Annotated in this window: 3 protein-coding genes and 2 tRNA genes; 4 read left to right on the plus strand and 1 reads right to left on the minus strand. The window is 65.1% G+C overall.

The genetic code is table 11. The features are described from left to right. Positions 1-49: 49 nt before the first annotated feature. Positions 50-1,612: a DUF4445 domain-containing protein gene (locus tag H5T60_12370; protein ID MBC7243228.1), complete on the plus strand. Its 1,563-nt coding sequence runs from the start codon at positions 50-52 to the stop codon at positions 1,610-1,612. A gap of 239 nt (positions 1,613-1,851) precedes the next feature. Next, positions 1,852-2,523, plus strand: coding sequence for a DNA repair protein RadC (gene radC / locus H5T60_12375; GenBank protein ID MBC7243229.1), 672 nt, complete (start codon positions 1,852-1,854; stop codon positions 2,521-2,523). 112 nt (positions 2,524-2,635) lie between these two features. Here the strand turns inward: radC and H5T60_12380 are convergent. Further along, a tRNA-Arg gene (locus H5T60_12380) sits at positions 2,636-2,708 on the minus strand. A gap of 74 nt (positions 2,709-2,782) precedes the next feature. On the opposite strand from H5T60_12380, the gene H5T60_12385 reads away from it, so the two are divergent. Together H5T60_12385 and H5T60_12390 are read left to right on the plus strand one after the other, a co-directional pair. Then, positions 2,783-2,865 (plus strand) — tRNA-Leu (locus H5T60_12385). A 158-nt stretch (positions 2,866-3,023) separates the two neighbouring features. Beyond that, on the plus strand, positions 3,024-4,033 hold a 1,010-nt coding region (locus tag H5T60_12390; protein MBC7243230.1), incomplete at its 3' end, for a tetratricopeptide repeat protein.

Raw genomic sequence — 4,033 nt, forward strand, 5'->3', positions numbered from 1 at the left:
TCAGGCCAAGCCGCTGTCTGATATCAAGCTGTACATCCCGCCGTCCTCGATGACCACCACCCAGCGCACCCAGGTGGAGGGCAAGGAATATGAGGTGGAGTTCGAGCCGGCTGTCAAGGTGGTGCGGCTGAACATCCCGCCGGCCACCCTGGAGGACCTGCGCTCCGATGCCCAGCGCCTGCGCGACGTCTGTCGGGCGCAGTGCCCGGACCTGGACGGGCGCATTGATTTCACCCTCCTGCGCCAACTCTCCCATGTGGTGCGCCAGCATCATTGGGATGTGAAGGTGGTGCTCCGCCAGACAGCGGATGGCCATGAGGTCATCGCCGTCCTGCCGCCGGCGCAGATCCCGCTTGGTCTGGCCGTGGACCTGGGTACCACCAAGGTCGCCGGCTATCTGGTGAACATGGAGACCGGCGAGACGCTCCAGGCCAAGGGCATCATGAACCCTCAGATTTCCTACGGTGAGGATGTGATGGCCCGCATCACCTATGCCATGGAAGGGCCGGAGAAAGCGGAGACCCTGCGGCTGGCCATCGTCCAGGGCATCGAGGACCTGGCGAAGGACATGTGCAAGGAGATCGGCGCCGGCATTGACCAGATCGTGGAGTCGGTCATCGTCGGCAACACAGCCATGCATCACCTCTTCCTGGGCCTGCCGGTGCATCAGTTGGGCACCGCGCCCTATGTGCCGGCGGAGAACATGGCGCTCGACGTCAAGGCGCGCGATATCGGCTTCCACTTCGCGCCCGGCGCCTATGTGCATCTTTTGCCCAATATCGCCGGCTTTGTCGGCGCCGACCATGTCGCTATGCTGTTGGCCACGGGCATCGGCGAAGCCCCCGAGGATGAGGTCTGGGTGGGCATGGATATCGGCACGAACACCGAGATCGGCATGTCGGCGCGCGGCCGGCTGTTGACCTGCTCGACCGCTTCCGGGCCGGCGTTCGAGGGCGCACATATCAAGTACGGCATGCGCGCTGCCCCGGGCGCCATCGAGGCGGTGCGCCTGGAAGAGGACGGCGAACTGCGCGTGCGCACCATTGATAACCAGCCGGCGGTGGGCATCTGCGGCTCCGGCATCCTGGACGTCATCGCCGAGCTGTTCAAGCGCGGCATCCTGAACCGCCGCGGCGCCATGTCCGAGGCGCCGCGCGTGCGCCCGTCCAACGACGGCCGCGGGTATGAGTATGTGCTGGTGCCGGCGGAGGAGAGCGGCATTCACGAGGATATCACGGTCTCGCGGGGAGATATCAGTGAGATTCAACTTGCCAAAGGGGCCATGCGCGCCGGCCTGGACCTGCTCCTGCAAACCGCCGGCCTGACCGAGCAGGACATCACGCGCTTTGTCATCGCCGGCGCCTTTGGCACCTACATTGACCTGGAGAGCGCCATCACCATCGGCATGCTGCCGGCCATCCCGCGCCAGCGCTTCGTGCAGGTGGGCAATGCCGCCGGCATCGGCGCCAAGCAGGCGCTCCTGTCGGTGAAGCGCCGGCAGAAGGCCGTTGCCATCGCCCAGAAGGCGGAATACATCGAGCTGACCACCGACTCCCGCTTCACGAGCGAGTTCTCCCGCACCATTCAGCTCGGCCAGCCGGACGCGCGCTGAGCGTTTGCTCGAACACGCGACCACCCATCCCCCGGCCTCGGGGGATGGGTTTTTTCATAACCGTATGGAATGGGGCAGAGTGGGGCCGGCTGTTTCCGTCCCCGGCACCCTCTTGACACGCCTGTTGCGCGTTGCTATACTCGGGCCGATGCCGTCTCATCCGTCTCTACTGCGAATTGGGGAGAGCGACGATGCAGGAAGATGCCGGCCGGCCCACGTATCACACCACGATTCGCGAGATGCCCCCGACGGAACGCCCCCGTGAACGCCTGGCCCAGTACGGCGAGCGCTCCCTCTCCACAGCCGAACTGCTGGCCATCATCCTGCGGGTCGGCGCGCCGGGGGTCAGCGCGGTAGACCTGGCCATGCACCTGCTCCGGAAATATCGGGGTCTGACGGGGCTTGCGCAGGCCGGCTTCCATGAGTTGTGCGGGGAGAACGGTCTCAGCCTGGCCAAGGTTGCCCAGCTCAAGGCGGCGCTGGAGCTGGGCCGGCGTCTGCAGGTCGAATCCCCGCTGGAGCGCCCGCAAATCCTCTCGCCGGCGGATGCCGCCAACCTCCTCATGCCCGAAATGCAAACCCTGGAACAGGAATGCCTGAAGGTCTTGCTGATGGACACCAAGCACCGCGTGCTGGATATGCCCACGGTGTATCGGGGCTCCCTCAACGCCAGCATGGTGCGGGTGGGGGAGCTGTTCCGCGAGGCCATCCGGGCCAACTGTGCCGCCATCCTCATCGCCCATAATCATCCCTCTGGCGATCCCACGCCGTCGCGCGAGGACATCGCGCTGACGCGTCAGGTGGTGGAGGCCGGCAAGCTCCTCGACATCGAGGTGCTGGACCATCTCATCATTGGCCGGCCCCATTACGTCAGCCTGCGCGAGCGCGGGGAGCCCTTCTTCGTCACATGAGGCCCATGGGGCGGGGACTGTGCTGTCAAAAGGGTTGTCAGGCCAAACAGAGGCCCTGAAGGGGACAGGGTATACTTATATTAGGGGATCAGGATGTAGACGTTGTATCAGGCGCCCCTGGAGGGAGTCGAACCCCCGACACGCGGTTTAGGAAACCGCTGCTCTATCCTCTGAGCTACAGGGGCAGTGCACACATTATAGCACAGGAGCGCAGTAGTTGACAAGATCGCCGGCCAGGAGTATAATAGCACCGAGTGTTGCCCCCGTGGTGGAATTGGTATACACGGCAGGTTGAGGGCCTGTGCCCGGAAGGGCGTGCTGGTTCGAGTCCAGTCGGGGGCACACTATACGCCGGCTGTCCGGACAGCCGGCGCATTTTTTATGTTTCAATTTCTCCGTGCGGTTGACTTTTCCCCCGAAACCCTGCATAATTAGGGTAGCGCTTGGTCTACAGGTCGCGCGCCGCCGGCGCGCCGGCAATCCGTCATAAGGAGCTCGGGATGTCCCAGCGAACCTTACGTGAGTTCGGCGATGAAATCCGCTCGCTCATCCAGCGCCAGGCCTACACCGAGGCCATCAACACCGCCCGGCATGTGCTCTACTACTTCCCCAAACACCTGGACACCTACCTCCTGCTGGGCGAGGCATGCCTGGAAAGCGGCAGTACCCGCGAGGCCATCGAGATGTTCCAGCGCGTCCTCAGCGCAGACCCGGAAAACCTCATGGCCTGGGTGGGGATGGCCGAGGCTTATCAGCAAGACGAACTGCCCGAACTGGGCCTGTGGTACCTGGAACGCGCCTTTGAGGTGGACCCCACGAACCCGGACCTGCGGGCAGAGCTTCAGCGGCTGTATGCCCAGGTGCGCGGGGTGAAGGAACTGCGCGTCAAGCTGAACGGGCCGGCCTTGGGCCGCATCTACCTGCGGGGCGGGCTTTATCATCTGGCTGTCGAGGAATTTCAATCCGCCCTCGACAAACACCCCGACTATTATCATGTACATGTGGGCCTGGCGACGTCGCTGTGGCGCATGGACCGGCGGGTGGAAGCCGCCGCAGTCTGCCAGGATATCCTGGAAATCCTCCCCAACTGTCTGCCGGCCGCCCTCATCCTGGGCACCATCTGGAGCCGCGGCGACCAGCCCGAGGCCGGCGAGCGCCTGCTCCGCATGGCGGAAGCCATGGACCCGGAGAACCGCCGCGCGGCCCAACTGCTGGGCGAACAATCGCCGCTCCCGCCGAAAGAACCGGTGCTCCCGCCGGTGGGCGTACTGCCGGCCGGCTTCCGCGTCCCCGCGCCGGCACGCCCCGAAGCCAAACCGCAGGTCTCACCGGTCCCGGAGGAGCCGGAGGAAATTGAGGCGCTCGAGGAACCGCCGCGGGAAGAAGCCATCCCTGCGCCGCCCGAAGAGGCCCCTGCCTGGGTAGAGGAGCTCGCGCCGCCGGCCGAAGCGGCACCGCCCCCGATCTTCCTGCCCACGGAGGAACTGCCCGCGGAAGAGGCGGAGGCACC

Source organism: Anaerolineae bacterium, assembly GCA_014360855.1.
Classification (GTDB): domain Bacteria; phylum Chloroflexota; class Anaerolineae; order JACIWP01; family JACIWP01; genus JACIWP01.